Raw genomic sequence first — 17,082 nt, forward strand, 5'->3', positions numbered from 1 at the left:
CCGGGCGCGCAGCAGCAGCCCGCGGTACCGCCGCCCCCGCGTCGTCCTCGCCGTCCGGTGCCACGGCCGGTGCAGCAGGCGCCCGTCCCGCCGTCGCCGGGTGTCCCGCCGCGGTCCGAGATGGACCGGCTCACGATGACCGACGAGCTCGAGGCGATCGACGACGCGACGATCACCAAGCGCAAGATCGACCACACGCTCGCCCGGTTCTCCGCCGCGCACGACGAACTCGAGGCCGAAGAGGCCAAGAAGCGTGAGCGCCGCGAGCGGCTCGCCCTGCGCCCCGCCGCGCTGCTGGAGCAGACCCGCACGGCGTTGCAGCGGGTGGTCACGACCACCGACGCCGAGCCTGCCGCAGCCTCCGAGGAGTCCGCGCCGCAGACCCGGCTGCAGGAGAAGAAGGAACGCAAGACCAGGCAGACGGCCAAGGCAGGCCGGATCGCCGCCGCCGTGGTCGCCGCGCTCGTGTTCCTCTCCATCGGTTCGGCGTGGGGCGCGCAGACCTGGTTCGACGCGAAGTTCAACAACGTCGCTTCGCTCGACGAGGACTCGGCCGACATCCAGGACGCCGCGGGCCAGACCGGCGACGAGAACTTCCTGATGGTCGGCTCCGACACCCGTGACGGCGCGGCCGCCGAAGACGGCGTCGGCGACGCCGAGGGCACCCCGGGTGCCCGCTCGGACACGGTGATGATCGCGCACGTCCCGGCAGACCGGCAGCGCGTCGTCATGGTGTCCTTCCCGCGCGACCTCGAGATCAGCCGCCCCGAATGCAAGCGCTGGGACCCGGCGACGTCGTCGTACTCGGACCAGACCTCGCCGGCGCAGAAGATCGCGAAGCTGAACACCGCCTACGCGGTCGGCGGCCCGCAGTGCGTCACGAAGGTCATCCAGCAGATCACCGGCATGAAGATGAACCACTTCGTCGGGATCGACTTCAACGGCTTCAAATCCATGGTCGACGCCGTGCAGGGCGTCACCGTGTACAACGAGAAGCCGGTCGACGACACCACGCTCGGCATGATCATCCCGCAGGCGGGCGAGGTGCGGATCTCGGGCGATCAGGCGCTGAACTACGTCCGGGCGCGGCACGTCAAGGGCGACCCGACGTCGGACTACGGCCGGATCAAACGGCAGCAGGCCTTCCTCGGCGCGCTGCTGAAGACGGTGATGTCGAAGGACGTCATCCTGGACACCGGCAAGCTCAGCGGCTTCATCGACGCGTTCGCCAAGGCCACCTTCGGCGAGAACCTCGGCATCAAGCAGATGATGACGCTGGCGAAGTCGATGCGCGGGATGGGCTCGGACAAGGTCAAGTTCCTCACCGTGCCCACCACCGAAGAGGCGAACAAACGCGGCAACGAGGTGTTGCTGCAGAGCAAGGCGAAGGCCGTCTTCGACGCGTTGATCAACAACACGCCGCTGGAAGAGAAGGCCCCGGCGCCTCCCGCGAGCGACACGGCGTCGCCCCCGACCAGCTCCGCCAAGTCGGGCGGCGCGAAGAAGAGCAGCAGCTCAGGCTGAGGATCATTCGTTAGTCCGGGTTCATGTCAGGTTCACTCTGGGATGCGGCTTTTGGCCCCTGTTCCCCGTAGGGTTGGGCCATGCGTGAGGCTTACCATGTCGAACTCGAACAGCTCGCCGAGAACCTAGCGAGCATGTCCCTCCAGGTCGCCGACGCGATGGAGCGGGCGACCCGGGCGTTGCTCGAGGTCGATCTCGGGCTCGCCGAGCAGGTCATCAGCGACGACGCGAAGGTCGACGACGCGCGCGCCGAATGCGAGGAGCAGGCGTACGCGCTGCTGGCCCTGCAGGCACCCGTCGCGACCGACCTCCGGACCGTGCTCGCCGCGATCCACGCGGCGGAAAGCCTGGAGCGGATGGGCGATCTGGCGCTGCACGTGGCCAAGGCCGCGCGCCGCCGTCACCCGGACCCCGTACTGCCCGAAGAGGTGAAGGCGGACTTCGCCAAGATGGGCGAGGTCGGCGTGAGCCTGGCCCGTCAGGTCGAGCAGGTCATCAAGTCCAAGGACGTCGAGGCCGCCCGCACGATCGAGTCGGACGACGACGAGGTCGACGAGATCCACAAGCACCTGTTCACGGTCATCATGGACCGGAACTGGGACCACGGCGTCGCCGCGGCCGTCGACGTCACCCTGCTAGGCCGCTTCTACGAGCGCTTCGCCGACCACGCCGTCTCGGTCGCGCGCCGGATGATCTTCGTGGTGACCGGCAAGATGCCGGGTTACGGACCCGACGAGCTGTAAGGGGACTTCCCCGCGAAGGGGCCCTTCACCGCATCTCACGCGGTGAAGGGCCCCTTCGTCATGCTGGCGCCGGACCGACATCGGTCGTTTCGCGTGACGGAACGGACGACACGTGTGAGCCGGTGGACGACACACGTGACTGGACGGACGACACGGCTGCGGCCGAGCTACGCGGCGAGCCGTCCCTCTGGACACGTGTGTCGTCCACTCCGTCACGCGTGTCGTCCGTCCAGTCACGCGTGACGTCCAGCCGCCCGCCATCGCGCCGCGGGGAAGGTGTTGCGAAAGCCACTTTCGCAACCTTCAACGTTGCGAAAGTGGCTTTCGCAACGTCCACTCGACCCCCAAGCGCGTGAAGGCCCCCTTCCTCGGCTGAGCCGAGGAAAGGGGGCCTTCACGCGCGACAAAGATCAGCCGAAGCGGCCCGAGATGTAGTCCTCGGTCGCCTTCTCGTCCGGGTTGGAGAAGATCTTCTCCGTGTCGTTCAGCTCCACCAGGCGTCCCGGCTGGCCGACGCCCGCCAGGTTGAAGAACGCGGTCTGGTCCGAGACCCGCGCCGCCTGCTGCATGTTGTGCGTCACGATGACGATCGTGTACTCCTTCTTGAGCTCACCGATCAGGTCCTCGATGGCCAGCGTCGAGATCGGGTCGAGCGCGGAGCACGGCTCGTCCATCAGCAGCACGTCGGGCCGCACGGCGATCGCCCGCGCGATGCAGAGCCGCTGCTGCTGACCACCGGAGAGGCCGCCGCCCGGCTTGTTCAGCCGGTCCTTGACCTCGTTCCACAGGTTCGCGCCGCGCAGGGCGCGCTCGGCGACGTCGTCGAGCTCCTTCTTGCCCTTGGTGCCGCCGAGGCGCAGGCCGGCCACGACGTTGTCGCGGATGGACATCGTCGGGAACGGGTTGGGGCGCTGGAACACCATGCCGATCGTGCGGCGGACCTGCACCGGGTCGACACCGGCGCCGTAGATGTCCTCGCCGTCGAGCAGCACCTCGCCCTCGACGCGGGCGCCGGGGATGACCTCGTGCATGCGGTTCAGCGTGCGCAGCACCGTCGACTTGCCGCAGCCCGACGGGCCGATGAACGCGGTGACGTTCCGCGGCGGCACCGAGAGGGTGACGCCGTCCACGGCGTGGAATTTGCCGTAGTAGATGTCCACGTCTTTGACGTCGATTCGTTTGGCCATCTCAAACAGCTCACTTCTTCTTCGGGGCGACAAGACGGGCAAAGAGCATGGCGAGGAGGTTCACGATCGCGATGATCAGTACCAGGGTGAGCGCCGCTCCCCAGATCCTGTCGAACGCGACGGTACCTTCGTCGAACGGGTTGCTGACCCGTTCGTTGTTCATCAGAAGCGGCAGTGCGGCCTGTTCGCCACCGAAGATGTCCCAGTTCACGTAGGCGGAGTACCCCACGAGGACCAGCAGCGGCGCGGTCTCGCCCATGACCCTGGCGAGCGCCATCATGATGCCGCCGATGATGCCGGACAGCGCGGTCGGCAGGACGATCTTCATGATCGTCTTCCACTTCGGCACGCCCAGCGCGTAGGAGGCTTCGCGCAGGTCGTCCGGGACGATCCGCAGCATCTCCTCCGAGGAGCGCACGACCACCGGGATCATCAGCAGCACCAGCGCGAGCGACACGGCGAAACCGCTGCGCGGGAGGCCGAACGTCGTGATCCACAGCGCGTAGATGAACAGCGCCGCGACGATCGAGGGGACACCGGAGAGGATGTCCACCATGAAGGTCGTGACCTTCGCGAGTTTGCCGCGGCCGTATTCGACCAGGTAGATCGCGACCAGCATGCCGATCGGGACCGCGATGATCGCGCAGACCAGGCCCTGCAGCACCGAGCCGATGACCGCGTGCAGCACGCCGCCGCCGACCTCGTCCGACAGCACGGAGCCGAAGTCCTCGGTCCACCAGTTGCTGTAGGGGATCCGCTTGACACCGTTGATGACCACGGTGGCGAGCAGCCACACCAGCGGCACGACGGCGATCAGGAACGACAGCCAGATCAACGTCGTGGCGAAGCCGTTCTTGACCTTCCTCGCCAGGCTGACCTGCTGGAAGGCGGGGGTGGTGGCGGGGGTCTTCTCGAGCGTGGTGGACATGCTCAGTCCCCCTTCTTGGCGATGACGGATCGCGCGATGAAGTTGACGACGAGCGTCAGCAGGAACAGCACGAGACCCGCCGCGATGTACGCGCCCGCCGAGATCTCGTTGTTGAGTTCCGCGTAGTCCGCCGCGATCTTCGAGGCGAACGTGGCGCCGCCGTCGAAGAGGCTCCAGGTGAACTCGCGGCCGACCGCGCCGGTCAGGATGATCGCGAGCGCGATCGTCTCGCCGAGCGCACGGCCGAGGCCGAGCATCGAAGCGCCGATGTAGCCCGCCTTGCCGAACGGGAGCACCGTGGTGCGGATGACCTCCCAGCGGGTGGCGCCCAGCGCCAGCGCGCCCTCGATATGCGGGGTCGGGGTCCGCTCGAACACCTCACGGGACAGCGAGGTGATGATCGGCAGGATCATCACGGCCAGCACGATGCCCGCGGTGAAGATGGTGCCCCGCAGGTCCGGCGAGACGTTGCCGGCCGCGAAGAGCGGGATCCACGAGAAGGTGTCGTTGACCCACTGCGAGAAGGGCTCGATCGCCGGCGCGAAGACCATCAGGCCCCACAGGCCGTAGATGATCGAAGGGACCGCGGAGAGCAGGTCGATCACGTAGGCGAAGGGCCGTGCCAGCCGCTTCGGCGCGTACTGGGTGAGGAAGAGGGCGATCCCGAGCGAGATCGGCATCGCGATGATCAACGCCAGCAGGGACGAGTACACCGTCACCAGCAGCAGGCCCATGATCCCGAAGCGCATGTCGTCCGGGGTGGTCTGCCAGACCTGGCTGGTCAGGAAGTTCACGTTGTCGGCCTGCAACGCCGGGATGGCCTGCACCAGCAGGAACAGCCCGATGAGGCCGATCAGCGAGACGACGAAGACGCCGGCTCCGGTGGTCAGGATCTGGAAGATGCGGTCACCGGGTCGCACCGTCCTGGAATTGGGGCTCGCGAGGCGCACCGAGGACTGCTCGGGCGGTGACGCGGCAGATTGCTCCGAAATCGGGTCCTCCGTGAAGGTCTCGCGGACGCCAGAACGCCCACCGGGGTCGCCGGTGGGCGTTCTGGGCGAAGACGAATCGCTCATCGACTACTTCAGTCCAGCCTGTTCACTGATCAACCTAGAGGTCGTCGACAGGTCAGGCGATGGCCTTGACGGCGGTCAGGACCTTGTCCTGCAGGCTCTGCGGGATCGGCACGTAGCCCTTGTCCGAAAGCGGCTTCTGACCGTCGGTGGCGGCGACGTTCAGGAACGCCTTGACGGCCTTGCCGACCTCGGCGTCCGCGTACTTCGAGCAGACGATCTCGTAGGTGGCGAGCAGCAGCGGGTAGGCGCCCGCGACGTTGCTGGAGTAGATCGAGTTCAGGTCCAGCGCGAGGTCGTTGCTGCCTTCCTTCTTGAACTTCGCCGAGTCGAGGGACTTGGCGACGTTCGCGGCGGTGAGCTCGACACCGCCGGAGCCGCTGTCGATCAGGGCGGCGTTCAGGCCGTCCTTCGCGAAGGAGGACTCGACGTAGGTGATGGCGCCGTCGGTGGCCTTGACCGCGCTGGCCACACCGTTGGACTTCTCGGCACCGTTACCGACGCCACCGTTGAACTTCTTGCCGTCACCCTGGGTCCAGGCGCCCTTCGAGGCCGCCTTCAGGTACTTCTGGAAGTTGTCGGTGGTGCCCGACTCGTCGGTGCGGGAGATGACCTGGATGGCCTTGTCCGGCAGGTTGACGTTCTCGTTGCCCTTGACCGCCTTGATGGCCGGGTCGTTCCACTTGGTGATGCCGCCGTTGAAGATCTTGGCGGTGACCTCGGGGGTCAGGGTCAGCTTGTCGACCCCGGAAACCTTGTACGCAACGGCGACCGGGCCGATGACGAGCGGGAGGTTCCACGCGTCCGAGGCGCACCGGGCCTTGGCCTTCTCGGCCTCTTCGTCCTTGAGGGGCGAGTCCGAACCGGCGAAGTCGACCTGGTTCGCGTTGAACTGCTTGATGCCGGCGCCCGAACCGCTGGGGTTGTAGTTCACCTTCTGGCCGGAGCACTTGGCGGCGTAAGCCTGCACGAAGATGTCGACCGCGGTCTTCTGGGCGGACGAACCCTCGGCCGAAAGCGGGTTCTTGCCGCCGCATTCGACGTTGGCCGCGCCACTCGGAGCAGCGGCGGCACCCGTGCTGCCGGGCTTGGTCGCCGCCGGGTCGGATCCACAAGCGCCGAGCACGAGGGCGGCGGTGGCCACGATGCCGATCGCGCCCGCGGGCCGCATGATCTTCACTGCATTTCCTCCACTGGGAGACTTTCGCCGGATCGGTGGAACGGGAGCGTTCCCTCCGGACCCGGACATTAAGCACCGACAGTGGACAGGTGGCCGTCTAAGGGTGAACGACAAGTGAACAAGGCGGCCGATGTGAGCAGCGCGACTACTCCGAAAGTGGCCCGTGTCCCGCCTGTGACCTGCGCGTCTGCTCTCCGTGACCGGTCAAGTGCCGCCCGTGTGAACGTTGTTACCGTGCGTATTGAACGTCGACCTCGTATCGGGTGAAGCCGAGCTTCGAATACACGGCGAGTGCGGGCGCGTTGTCCCCTTCGACGTAAAGGATCACTTGCCCCAGGCCGCGATCCCGGAGATACCGCAGCCCTGCGAGCGTGAGGGCCTTCCCGAGGCCGCCGCCCTGCGCGTCCGGGTCGATGCCGACGACGTAGACCTCGCCGGCGGGCTCGCCGCCGAACCGGCCGGGGACCGCCTCGTGGACCTTCGTCCAGTGGAAGCCGATGACCTCGCCGTTCTCCTCCGCGAGGAAGAAGCCTTCCGGGTCGAACCAGGCGTCCTTCTCGGTCGAGCGGACCTCGTCGGCGGTCAGCGCGCCCTGCTCGGGGTGCCAGTCGAAGGCCCGGGCGTTGACCCGCACCATCGCTTCCTCGTCCTGGCCGGGGACGAACGTGCGCAGCGTGACCCCTTCGCGCGTCACGGGTTCCGGCCAGTCGGCGCTCTCGACGTCCGCGTGGAGGATCAGCAGTTCGCGAGCGCGTTCGAAACCTTCGGTCCCGGCGAGGTGGACGGCGGCGGGGTGATCCCCGTGCGCCCAGACCCGCAACGGCTTGCCCGCGGTCTCTTCGACGAGCGCCCTGGTGAGCGCCCTGCCGTGGCCGGAGCGGCGATGCGCGGGGTGGACGAACAGTTCGGCGACCTGGTTGCCGTGCGAGTCACCCTCGGTGTCCAGATGCGCGTACGCGACCAACGCGCCGTCGACGCGGCCGAGGAGGTGCCGCCCACCGTCGAACCCGGAGTCCTCCGGGCGGCCGTCGGCCTCGCGCACGGCGAGGAGGAAGTCGTGGATCTCTTCCGTGTCCGGTTCACCGGTCCAAGCCAGATCGAGCATGAAATCGACCCTACCCACCGAACCCGCCTTCCGCCTGGACGTCTTGTCAGACAGGAAAGGGGACTCAGTGCGCGGAAAACTCGCTCGGCTCGTAGACGCTCGAGTCCGGGGCGACGGCCTGCTTGGCCGCTCCCTTCGAGGGACGCTCGAACTTGTAGCCGACGTTGCGCACGGTGCCGATCATCTGCTCGTGCTCCGGCCCCAGCTTCGCGCGCAGACGCCGGACGTGGACGTCGACCGTGCGCGTGCCACCGAAGAAGTCGTAACCCCATACCTCCTGCAGCAGCTGGGCGCGGGTGAACACCCGGCCGGCGTGCTGCGCCAGGTACTTGAGGAGTTCGAACTCCTTGTACGTGAGCTCGAGAGTGCGCTTGCGCAGCTTCGCGGTGTAGGTCGCTTCGTCGATGACGAGGTCGCCGACGCGGAGTTCGGCGTCGACCTGCGCGGCACTGCCGTCGCGGGTGGTGACCAGCCGCAGCCGGGCGTCGACCTCGGCGGGACCGGCCGTCGGGAGGAGGATGTCGTCGGTGCGCCATTCCGCGCTGACCGCGACCAGTCCGCCTTCGCCGACGACGGCGATGACCGGTGTGGAGGTCTCGTCCTCACCGGCGCCCTTGAGCAGGCGGCAGAGGCTCTTCGCGGAGGCGAGATCGGTGCGGGCGTCGAGGACGATGACGTCGCGGTGGCCCGCGTCGAGCAGCGCGGTCACTTCCGGAGCACGGACGCGTACGGTGTGGGGCAGCAGATCCAGGGCGGGCAACACCGTGGTGGCATCTGCTTCCGCGGTCAGTACCAGAAGGTCCAGGCTCATCGCCGCACCGCCTTCGGATCGTGGCCGCCTCGAACGTGGCGACCGCCGGTGCTTAGTGAGAATAGCGGGTGAACGGCCGGGGACCTACCCCGTGCTGGATCGATCACACCTGGCCAAAGAGGTTGACGAAGGAGATTCGACGTAATGGTGAGCAGGCCCGTGGCGCAGGACGACCGACCCTCTCCCGGGCGGTCCGCCAAGCGAGGAAAGCGCCGTGGCCGGGGCTGGCTCATCGCCCTCGCGGTCCTCGTGGTGCTGCTGGTCGGCGCCGATTTCGGGGCGGCGGCGTTCGCCGAGCACACGATCTCCCAGAAGGCCCGCCAGCAGCTGGACCTGGCCAACGATCCGGCGGTCACGGTGCACGGTTTCCCGTTCCTGACCCAGGCCCTTTCCGGTGACTACAGTCACATCACCATCAACGCCCAGGGCGTCGCCGTTCCGCCGAAACTGCGTGACGTGGACTTCAACGCGGACATGAGCGACGTCACGGCGCCGCTTTCGGACCTGACGTCCGGCAACACGAAGTCGATCGTCATCGGCACGCTCAAGGGTGAGGTGACGATCAAGGCCGCGGACATCGCGCGGCAGGCGCCGCTGGACAAGATCGAGAACCTCAAGATCGAACCGGTCACCGAGGACTACGTCCGCAACGGCGACAGCGGCCAGGGCGAGACGAAGCCGACGGCGACCAACGAGAACGGCGAGCCGGTGGACACCGCCAGCGCCGGGATCCGGGTTTCGGGCAACGTCCAGATCGCCGGGCAGAAGGTGGAGATCTTCTGCTTCGCGATGATCGAACTGGACGGGCAGAAGATCCGTCTCGAGCCGAAGCGGCTGCAGTTCGGGAATGACAAGGAGACCACCGTCGTTCCCCAGGCGGTGCAGGACGCGCTGCTGCCGAACTTCAACGCGACCATCGACACCGGCGCGATGCCGTTCTCGGTGACGCCGACCTCGGTGCGCGTGAACAGCGGCTCGGTGACCATCAAGGGCGAAGGCAAGAACGTCGCCTTCAGCGGAGCGAAGCCTCAGGGGTGACTTGCGGATGACCGGAGTGTGGGTGCTGCTGGGTGTCTTGGTGCTCGGCGGGGTCGCGGGCGCGCTGCTGCGAGCGCGCAACGGCCGGATCCGCGCGGCCAAGCCCGGCGCGCCCACCCTGCCCGGTCGTGTCTCGGGTGCCCTCGCGCCCGAAGGCGTCACCCTGGTCCAGATCTCCACGACGTTCTGCGCGCCGTGCCGCCACACCCGCGCGATCCTCTCGGCGCTCGCGGACAAGACCGACGGCCTCACGCACGTCGATCTGGACGTCACCGAAACCCCCGAAGTCGCCCAGGCGCTCTCGGTGCTGCGCACCCCCACGACGTTGGCCTTGACCCCGGACGGCCGGGAGGTCTTCCGCGTCGGCGGCGTTCCCCGAGGTCAGGAGCTTCTCGAAGCCCTGAGGCCCCATCTGGCGAACGCCTGATCCCGAATTTTGGGAAGCGTCCCAAGGTGTGAACACGGTTCCCAACCTGAGGGAGCTCTGCGTACCCTCGTGCCCGTGAACAGGCTGCCCCGAACCTTGCTGACCCAGCGCCGCGCAGTGGATCTGTGCCGCGTTCGCAGCAGCCTGTGTCCCGGCGTTCGCTGAACCTCGCCTGCGCGTGCCCGTCCGGCACGCATCTCCTTACCTCTCGTTCGCAGGAGGAACCATGTCCGCAGGACCGGCCGTCGACCCCCGTGGTCCGCGTTTCGCCGCCATCCTGACGACGATCGTGCTCGCGGTCGTGCTCATCACCCAGTGGTGGCCACTGCTCGCGGCGCAGGCGGTGGTGTTCGCGATCGGTGCCTTCATCGGTTTGAAGCCGGCGCCGTACTCCCTGCTCTATCGCTACCTCGTCGCGCCGCGGCTCGGCCCGACGACCGAACGCGAGGACGCCGCCCCGCTGCGGTTCGCGCAGGCCGTCGGGTTCGTGTTCGCCGTCGTCGGCACGGTCGGTTTCGCCGCGGGCCTGACCGCGCTCGGCTTCGTCGCCACGGCGTTCGCGCTGTTCGCGGCCTTCCTCAATGCGGCGTTCAACTTCTGTCTCGGTTGCGAGATGTACCTGCTCATCAAGCGTTTCAGCCCCAGCCCTCGCGCGTCCTAACCCAGAAAGAGAGTCAGCTCCATGAGCCGTGAAGACGTCCTGGTCACCACCCAGTGGGCCGAGGAGAACCTGGACACCCCGGGTGTCGTGTTCATCGAGGTCGACGAGGACACGACCGCGTACGACAACGGACACATCCGCGGTGCGGTGAAGTTCGACTGGCGCAAGGACCTGCAGGACGGCGTCCGCCGCGACTTCGTCAACAAGGAGGGCTTCGAGAAGCTGTTGTCCGAGAAGGGCATCTCGAACGACGACCGCGTGATCCTCTACGGCGGCAACAACAACTGGTTCGCCGCGTACGCGTACTGGTACTTCAAGCTCTACGGCCACGAGAACGTGCAGCTGCTCGACGGCGGCCGCAAGAAGTGGGAACTCGACGGCCGCGAGCTGAACTCGGACGACGTCAAGCGCGAGGCCACCACGTACCAGGCCAAGGAGCAGGACCTGTCGATCCGCGCGTTCCGCGACGAGGTCGTCCAGGCCATCGGCGGAAGCAACTTCGTCGACGTGCGGTCCCCCGACGAGTTCTCCGGCAAGCTGCTCGCCCCGGCGCACCTGCCGCAGGAGCAGTCGCAGGTCCCGGGCCACATCCCCGGCGCGCTGAACGTCCCGTGGGCGAAGGTCGCCAACGAGGACGGCACCTTCAAGACCGAGGAAGAGATCAAGGAGCTGTACTCCGACGAGGGCCTCGACGAGTCGAAGTCCACGATCGCGTACTGCCGGATCGGTGAGCGTTCGTCCATCGCGTGGTTCGCGCTGCACGAGCTCCTCGGCTACGACCAGGTGAAGAACTACGACGGTTCGTGGACGGAATACGGCTCGCTCGTCGGCGTGCCGGTCGAGTTGGGAGCTAAGTGATGGCAGACGACAGCTGCGGCGCACCGGTCCAGGAGGCCACGCCCGCCGACTACGACACCCGCGGCCAGGTCGTCCTGGCCGGCAAGGTGACCGGCTCGGAAGGGCCCGTCGGCGGCGCCTTCGTGCGGTTGCTCGACGGCGGCGGCGACTTCACCGGCGAAGTGGTTTCGTCGGCCGACGGCGACTTCCGCTTCTACGCGGCCCCCGGTGACTGGACGGTGCGTGCGCTGCACCGCTCCGGCAACGGCGAGGCCTCGGTGACCGCCCAGGGACCGGGCGTGCACCAGCTGGCGATCTCGGTCGCCTGAGACGGGCTGAAGGGGCCCTTCACCGCATCTCATGCGGTGAAGGGCCCCTTCGTCGCGTCAGATGCGGTGAAAGCGTCCTTCAGCGCCTGTGGGCACTGCCACGCGACCTCGGCAGGCCTGCCGGGGCAGGTAGCGACTAAGGTGCGTGTCGTGGAGATCCTGTTTACGACCCTGCTGGTGCTCGCCGGCGTCGCGATCACCTGGTTCGCCGTGTACGTCGTCTACCGGCTTTACGCGGACCAGCGCTGACCCATGACGGCTAGTGGCGACGAGGCCATCCAGGCCGCGGAAAAGCGCGCGGAGAGCACGCGTGACCGGAACCTGCCTCCGTACGGCACCTTCCCTGACATGCCCATCCCGGGCGACACCGCGAACCTGCGCGAAGGTCCGAACCTCAACGACGCCTGCCTGGCGCTCCTGCCGCTCGTCGGCGTGTGGCGCGGCGAGGGCGAGGTCGACTACCCGACCATCGAGGGCCCGTACCGGTTCGGCATGCAGCTGACCATCGCGCACGACGGCCGCCCGTTCCTCACGCACGAGGCACGCGCCTGGCTGCTCGACGAGGACGGCAAGGTCATCCGTCCCGCCGCGCGCGAATCCGGGTTCTGGCGCCCGCAGGCCGACGACACGATCGAGCTGCTGCTGACGCACAACACCGGCATCGTGGAGCTCTTCTACGGCAAGCCGCGCGGCAAGGCCTCGGTCCCGGCCTGGGAGCTGGGCACCGACGCAGTCGTCCGCACCTCGACGGCCAAGGACGTCACGGCGTCTCAGCGGCTCTACGGCATCGTCAACGGCGAACTCGGCTTCGTCGAAGAGCGCGCCATGATGGGCCAGGAACTGCAGCCGCACACGTCGGCGCTGCTGCGTCGCGTGGTGGGCTGACGTACTTCCGATGCGGTGGCGTGCCTACGGCGAGCACGCCGCCCTGCTCGACTGCGCCTCCCTGGCCGAGTCGATGGCGGCGCACGCGATGGTCTCCTCCGCGCGCCCGGACGGCATCACCGAACTCGTTCCCGGCGCCCGCAGCCTGCTCGTGGTGGAAACCCCCGGCTCGGGCGCGCTCGCGGCCGTCCGTGAACTGCTGGCGGACGCCGACCTCGACCATCCGCCGGAAGGCGAATCCCGCGAGATCACCCTCGACGTGACCTACGACGGCGAGGATCTCGAACTCGTCGCACGGGACGCCGGAGTGTCCACAGAGGACGTCGTCCGGTTGCACACCGGCGCCGTCTACACCGTGGCGTTCACCGGCTTCGCGCCCGGATTCGGTTACCTGACCGGACTTCCCGAGCCGCTCCGGCAGCCGCGGCTGCCCGCTCCGCGCACTCGCGTGCCACCGGGTTCGGTCGGTATCGCGGGCGAGTTCACCGGCGTGTACCCGCGCGTCTCGCCCGGCGGCTGGCGGCTGATCGGGCACACCCGGACCGTCCTGTTCGATCCCCGCGCCGACCGGCCCGCGCTGCTGGCGCCCGGCGACCGCGTGCGGTTCCGGAGTGCCGGATGAGGGCCCTCGAAGTGCTCGAGACCGGTCCGCTCGCGCTGATCCAAGATCTCGGCAGGCCCGGTTACGCGCATCTCGGCGTGCCCCCGTCGGGCGCGCTGGACGTCCCGGCGCTGAAACTGGCCAACCGGCTCGTCGGCAACGCCGAGGACGCGGCCGGGGTGGAGTGCCTGCTCGGCGGGCCGCGGCTGCGCGCGACGACGTCCTGCACGGTCGCGGTGACCGGTCCTCCCGTCGCCGTCGAGGTGGACGGGCGTCCAGTCGGCTCGCACGCGCCGGTGTGGCTGGCGGCGGGACAGGTCGTGGCGATCGGCGCGCCTGCCACTGGATTACGGTGCTATCTGGCGGTTTCCGGCGGCATTGTGGTCGACGCGGAACTCGGCAGCCGGTCGCGGGACGTCCTTTCGGAGATCGGCCCCGCGCCTCTGCGAAAGGGCGACGTCCTGCCGCTCGGCCCGTCGTCCGTGTCCGGCGGCGCCGACGTCGTGCCGCCCACGACGGCACCGGCGGAGCTGGTCGTGCGGGTGGACCCGGGCCCGCGGGCGCACTGGTTCGAGGATCCGGCGGCGGGGCTCGCGAAGACCTGGACGGTGACGGCGGAATCCAACCGCGTCGGGCTCCGGCTCGACGGCCCCGCGTTGACTCGCGGGCCCGAATACGCGGAGCGGGAACTGCCGAGCGAGGGCCTGCTGACCGGCGCCGTGCAGGTTCCGCCGAACGGCTTGCCGGTGGTGTTCTTGGCGGATCATCCGACTACCGGCGGTTATCCGGTGGCGGCCGTGGTGAGACAGGCGTCACTCCCGGCCCTCGCGCAGGCCAGACCCGGAACCCTTCTCCGCTTTCACTCGTCCACGAGGGTGTGGAACAGGTAAAGGTCGACGGTGGCACAGGTGTCATCGACACGAATTCGGTACCAACCCAACCGGAACTGCCGCAGTCGCTGCGGATCGCACTGGCCACCGGCCAGATGCGGCGTCCGCTCGGCGACACGCTCCGCCCGCTTCTCGACCTCTTCGCCGACGGCGAGTACCAGGTCACCGGACCCGAGCGGCTCGCCGAGGACCGCTACCTGACCCCGAGCGCCGACTGGCCGCCGGCCGACGTGTCCCGGGTCGGCTACTACCGGACCGCGATCAAGAGCGGGCACCGGCCGGTCGCGGTCGTGCTGGAGACCACCGACGCGGCGGTGATCCTCGACGGGCACCACAAGATCGCGGCCTACCGTGAGGAAGAGATCCTGCCGCACCTGCTGATCATCAGCCCGCTCGGCTGATGGACGGGCCGCGGTTCCGCGATCCCCAAGTTCGACTCGGGAACCTTGCCGCCGAGCCGATCCTGATCGTCTGTCCACGCTGCTCGGGCCGCGCCTCGGTCACTCACGAACGGCTGACCTGCGTCGGCTGCGCTCTGGTGCGCTTTCGCCCCGAGCCCGACTACCTCGGGTGGAACCGCCCGGTCGACCCGTTCTTCCGCGAACCGCTGTGGCTGCGCGCCGACTGTTGCGGTGGGAACACCCTCTGGGCGTTCCACGAAAGTCACCTCGACCTGCTCGAACGATTCGTCTCGGCGAAGCTGCGCGAACGCGGGCCCGGGAATCGTCCCGGCATGACCTTGGTGGCCCGGCTGCCCGCCTGGATCACGACGGCCAAGCACCGGGACGAGATCCTTCGCACCATCGTCAAGCTGCGCGCGACGCTCAGCTGATCGCGTACTCGCTCTCGTACGCGGCGGCCAGCTCGGCGTGGATCGCACTGGAGTCGGTGAGCGCGACGCCGTCGAGCGTGTGCACCCGGGTCAGCTTGCGGACCGACGAGGCGAGGAAGAGCCCTTCGCCCTCGGTGAGGTCCGAGACCTTGAGCGGCTCGACCTTGACCGACCAGCCCGCGCGCTCGGCGCCGCGGAACAGCGCCGCCTGCGTCGTCCCCGGCAGGATGCCGATGGTCGCCGGCGGCGTGTAGAGCGTCTTGTCCTTCGCGAGGACGACCGTGGAAGTCGGTCCTTCGAAGACCGAACCGTCGGCGGCGGTGAAAATCACATCGCTCGCGCCACGGCGGCCGGCCTCCCGCAACGCCGCCATGTTGACGCCGTACGAAATCGACTTCGCGCCCAGCAGCAGCCACGGCGCGCGCTCGGCGAGGTCGGCCTCGATACCGCGCTCGAGGGTGATCGCCGCGACGCCTTCGACGCGGGCCCGCTGGACCTTCTCGTCGATCTCCACACCGAGCGCGAACCCGAACGGCTTCGCCTCCGGATCACCGTCGATTCCCCTGGTGTACACCAGTTTCAGCGCGATCTCGGCGGGGCCGGACCAGTTGTCGATGACCGTCTGCGCGGCGCGCTCCCAGACCGCGAGGTCCGGTTCCGGCAGGTCGAGCATGGCCGCGGAACGGGCCAGCCGCTCGAGGTGCGGGCGGAGCTCGCGGGGCCGTCCGTCGACGACGAGGATCGTCTCGAACACGCCGTCGCCGCGAAGCAGTCCCAGATCGTCCACCCGCAGGTGGGCGGCTTCGGGGTCGGCCAGGGTCCCGTCGAGGAAGGCAAGCACGCGCATGGGGACACGGTACTCACTAGCATGGGTTTCATGCCCTACCGCTCCCCCTTGCTCGACCTTCCCGGACCGATCGCGGCACCCGACGGGCATCCGGAGGAAGGTGTCCCGTGGCACTGGGGTGACCCCTTCGCCGAGCAACGGACCGCGGCGCGCGGCGCGGTCGTGATCGACCGTTCGCACCGCGAGATCCTGGCCGTGACCGGCGAAGAACGGTTGTCCTGGCTGCATTTGGTGATCTCGCAGCATGTCACCGGGCTCGCCGAGGGCACCGGTACCGAGGCGCTCGTGCTGGACAGCCAGGGCCGCGTCGACACGCACATGGTCGTCGCGCACGCGGACGGCACGGTGTGGCTGGACAGCGACCGGGGCGCGGTGGCCACCAGCGCGTTGCCGTCCGGCGGCAAGCAGACATTGCGCGACTACCTAGAAGCGATGAAGTTCTGGTCCAAAGTGGACATCCGCGATGTCTCGGACGAGCTGGCGCTGCTGACCGTCCTCGGCCCCGACGCGGACCGCGTGCTGGACGCCGTGGGTGTCTCCGTGGGCTCGGACCCGTACTCGGTCGTGGCGATCCCCGGCGGTTTCGCGCGGCGGATGCCGTGGCCGGGACGGCACAGCGTCGACCTCGCCGTGCCCCGCGCCGATCTGGCGGGCTGGTGGCGGCGCCTGACAGACGCGGGCGCGCGACCGGCGGGCAGCTGGACCTTCGACGCGCTGCGGGTCGAATCGCTGCGGCCGCGCCTCGGCGTCGACACCGACGAGCGCACGATCCCGCACGAGGTGAACTGGGTCGACTCCGCCGCGCACGTGGCGAAGGGCTGCTACCGCGGGCAGGAGACTGTCGCGAAGGTCCACAACGTCGGGCGGCCGCCGCGGTACATGGCGCTGCTGCATCTGGACGGTTCGCCGGAGATCACGCCGGAGACCGGCGATCCGGTGGTGCTGGGCGAGCGGACGGTGGGGCGCGTCGGCAGCGTGGTACAGCACCACGAACTGGGCCCGATCGCGCTGGCGCTGGTCAAACGCTCGACGCAGCCGGGTGCGGAGCTGCTGGTGGGCGCCGAGGACCGCGTCGTGCAGGCGACCATCGACCCGGACTCGGTTCCGGGGGAGGCTCCGGCTCCCGGCCGGGAAGCGGCTCAGCGGCTGCGGGGCTGAGCCGGTGCGCCCAATGTGGCATCGGA

20 protein-coding genes are annotated in these 17,082 nt (G+C 68.6%); 13 read left to right on the top strand and 7 right to left on the bottom strand.

Annotation, left to right across the window (positions count from 1 at the left end; all coding sequences use genetic code 11):
* Together ACSMFO_RS33640 and phoU are read left to right on the top strand one after the other, a co-directional pair.
* A partial coding sequence (locus tag ACSMFO_RS33640) for an LCP family protein (RefSeq protein WP_436461800.1) occupies positions 1-1,524 on the top strand: 1,524 nt, incomplete at its 5' end.
* Positions 1,525-1,604: 80 nt separating this feature from the next.
* Positions 1,605-2,267 (top strand): phosphate signaling complex protein PhoU, encoded by a 663-nt coding sequence (gene phoU, locus ACSMFO_RS33645; protein WP_016337999.1) that lies wholly within the window; start codon positions 1,605-1,607, stop codon positions 2,265-2,267.
* Positions 2,268-2,677: 410 nt separating this feature from the next.
* Here phoU and pstB read toward each other — a convergent pair whose 3' ends face one another.
* The 6 genes from pstB to ACSMFO_RS33675 form a co-directional block, all read right to left on the bottom strand.
* A complete protein-coding gene (gene pstB, locus ACSMFO_RS33650; RefSeq protein WP_016338000.1) occupies positions 2,678-3,454 on the bottom strand; it encodes a phosphate ABC transporter ATP-binding protein PstB in 777 nt (258 codons plus the stop codon).
* 10 nt (positions 3,455-3,464) lie between these two features.
* Positions 3,465-4,382 (bottom strand): phosphate ABC transporter permease PstA, encoded by a 918-nt coding sequence (gene pstA, locus ACSMFO_RS33655; protein ID WP_037334778.1) that lies wholly within the window; start codon positions 4,380-4,382, stop codon positions 3,465-3,467.
* A gap of 2 nt (positions 4,383-4,384) precedes the next feature.
* The gene (gene pstC / locus ACSMFO_RS33660; RefSeq protein ID WP_436461849.1) at positions 4,385-5,302 is read right to left on the bottom strand and encodes a phosphate ABC transporter permease subunit PstC; all 918 of its coding nucleotides are present in this window, start codon (positions 5,300-5,302) and stop codon (positions 4,385-4,387) included.
* Positions 5,303-5,510: 208 nt separating this feature from the next.
* Positions 5,511-6,635, bottom strand: a complete 1,125-nt coding sequence (gene pstS / locus ACSMFO_RS33665; protein WP_125733092.1) for a phosphate ABC transporter substrate-binding protein PstS — start codon at positions 6,633-6,635, stop codon at positions 5,511-5,513.
* A gap of 229 nt (positions 6,636-6,864) precedes the next feature.
* Positions 6,865-7,740, bottom strand: a complete 876-nt coding sequence (mshD, locus tag ACSMFO_RS33670; RefSeq protein WP_436461801.1) for a mycothiol synthase — start codon at positions 7,738-7,740, stop codon at positions 6,865-6,867.
* Between the two features lie 64 nt (positions 7,741-7,804).
* Positions 7,805-8,551 carry a response regulator transcription factor gene (locus ACSMFO_RS33675; RefSeq protein ID WP_360127697.1) on the bottom strand — a complete coding sequence of 249 codons (747 nt, stop codon included), beginning with the start codon at positions 8,549-8,551 and terminating at the stop codon, positions 7,805-7,807.
* Positions 8,552-8,695: 144 nt separating this feature from the next.
* Between ACSMFO_RS33675 and ACSMFO_RS33680 the strand changes: the two genes are divergently transcribed.
* The 10 genes from ACSMFO_RS33680 (at position 8,696) to ACSMFO_RS33725 (ending at position 15,051) form a co-directional block, all read left to right on the top strand.
* Positions 8,696-9,589, top strand: coding sequence for an LmeA family phospholipid-binding protein (locus ACSMFO_RS33680; RefSeq protein WP_083649866.1), 894 nt, complete (start codon positions 8,696-8,698; stop codon positions 9,587-9,589).
* 7 nt (positions 9,590-9,596) lie between these two features.
* Positions 9,597-10,016, top strand: a complete 420-nt coding sequence (locus ACSMFO_RS33685; protein ID WP_436461802.1) for a TlpA family protein disulfide reductase — start codon at positions 9,597-9,599, stop codon at positions 10,014-10,016.
* A gap of 226 nt (positions 10,017-10,242) precedes the next feature.
* Positions 10,243-10,677 carry a DUF4395 domain-containing protein gene (locus ACSMFO_RS33690; protein ID WP_038521332.1) on the top strand — a complete coding sequence of 145 codons (435 nt, stop codon included), beginning with the start codon at positions 10,243-10,245 and terminating at the stop codon, positions 10,675-10,677.
* Between the two features lie 21 nt (positions 10,678-10,698).
* Complete coding sequence (locus ACSMFO_RS33695) at positions 10,699-11,535, top strand: sulfurtransferase (RefSeq protein WP_360087113.1); 837 nt, start codon at positions 10,699-10,701, stop codon at positions 11,533-11,535.
* Positions 11,535-11,843: a DUF1416 domain-containing protein gene (locus tag ACSMFO_RS33700; protein ID WP_038521338.1), complete on the top strand. Its 309-nt coding sequence runs from the start codon at positions 11,535-11,537 to the stop codon at positions 11,841-11,843. The genes ACSMFO_RS33695 and ACSMFO_RS33700 overlap by 1 nt, the downstream gene beginning before the upstream one ends.
* A 252-nt stretch (positions 11,844-12,095) precedes the next feature.
* Entirely contained in the window at positions 12,096-12,728 is a 633-nt protein-coding gene (locus tag ACSMFO_RS33705) for an FABP family protein (protein WP_436461803.1), read from the top strand.
* 10 nt (positions 12,729-12,738) lie between these two features.
* Positions 12,739-13,350, top strand: a complete 612-nt coding sequence (gene pxpB / locus ACSMFO_RS33710) for a 5-oxoprolinase subunit PxpB (protein WP_436461804.1) — start codon at positions 12,739-12,741, stop codon at positions 13,348-13,350.
* The gene (locus tag ACSMFO_RS33715) at positions 13,347-14,219 is read left to right on the top strand and encodes a biotin-dependent carboxyltransferase family protein (RefSeq protein WP_436461805.1); all 873 of its coding nucleotides are present in this window, start codon (positions 13,347-13,349) and stop codon (positions 14,217-14,219) included. The genes pxpB and ACSMFO_RS33715 overlap by 4 nt, the downstream gene beginning before the upstream one ends.
* Positions 14,207-14,620 carry a hypothetical protein gene (locus ACSMFO_RS33720; RefSeq protein WP_037334753.1) on the top strand — a complete coding sequence of 138 codons (414 nt, stop codon included), beginning with the start codon at positions 14,207-14,209 and terminating at the stop codon, positions 14,618-14,620. Before ACSMFO_RS33715 ends, ACSMFO_RS33720 begins: the two co-directional genes overlap by 13 nt.
* The gene (locus tag ACSMFO_RS33725; protein WP_436461806.1) at positions 14,620-15,051 is read left to right on the top strand and encodes a TFIIB-type zinc ribbon-containing protein; all 432 of its coding nucleotides are present in this window, start codon (positions 14,620-14,622) and stop codon (positions 15,049-15,051) included. Before ACSMFO_RS33720 ends, ACSMFO_RS33725 begins: the two co-directional genes overlap by 1 nt.
* Here the strand turns inward: ACSMFO_RS33725 and ACSMFO_RS33730 are convergent.
* Entirely contained in the window at positions 15,044-15,898 is an 855-nt protein-coding gene (locus ACSMFO_RS33730; protein WP_038521352.1) for an aminodeoxychorismate lyase, read from the bottom strand. The two genes, ACSMFO_RS33725 and ACSMFO_RS33730, sit on opposite strands and share 8 nt — an antisense overlap.
* Before the next feature lie 30 nt (positions 15,899-15,928).
* Between ACSMFO_RS33730 and ygfZ the strand changes: the two genes are divergently transcribed.
* Entirely contained in the window at positions 15,929-17,056 is a 1,128-nt protein-coding gene (gene ygfZ / locus ACSMFO_RS33735; protein WP_038524793.1) for a CAF17-like 4Fe-4S cluster assembly/insertion protein YgfZ, read from the top strand.
* Positions 17,057-17,082: the final 26 nt, after the last annotated feature.

Source organism: Amycolatopsis sp. w19 (assembly GCF_051373225.1).
Lineage (GTDB): Bacteria > Actinomycetota > Actinomycetes > Mycobacteriales > Pseudonocardiaceae > Amycolatopsis > Amycolatopsis japonica.